The sequence below is a fragment of the Corynebacterium sp. UMB6689 genome, from assembly GCF_030215295.1.
Lineage (GTDB): Bacteria > Actinomycetota > Actinomycetes > Mycobacteriales > Mycobacteriaceae > Corynebacterium > Corynebacterium aurimucosum.
The window spans coordinates 1-217 of sequence record NZ_JASOLS010000322.1; the positions used below are offsets into that span (position 1 = coordinate 1).

Annotated in this window: 1 protein-coding gene; it reads right to left on the reverse strand. The window is 52.1% G+C overall.

The annotated features are described in order from the left end of the window. Positions 1-217, reverse strand: a 217-nt coding sequence (locus QP363_RS13665; RefSeq protein ID WP_336620733.1) for an IS3 family transposase, incomplete at both ends; no start/stop codon positions are given.

The following is a 217-nucleotide window of genomic DNA, read 5'->3' on the forward strand; positions in this document are numbered from 1 at the left end:
GCAAGTAGGTAATATCTGACATCCACACTCGGTTGAGCTCACCAGTATCAAACATGCGCTTGACCAGGTCAGGAAGAGTTGACTTACGCTTGGCTTGGATTGTAGTCACTGGGACAAAGGCACGCGGTGAAATCCCTTCTATGCCCATCATGCGCATCCGCTTCGCCACAGTCTTACGGTTAAGCGAAATGTGGTAGCGCTCGGCAAGCTCTGCGGT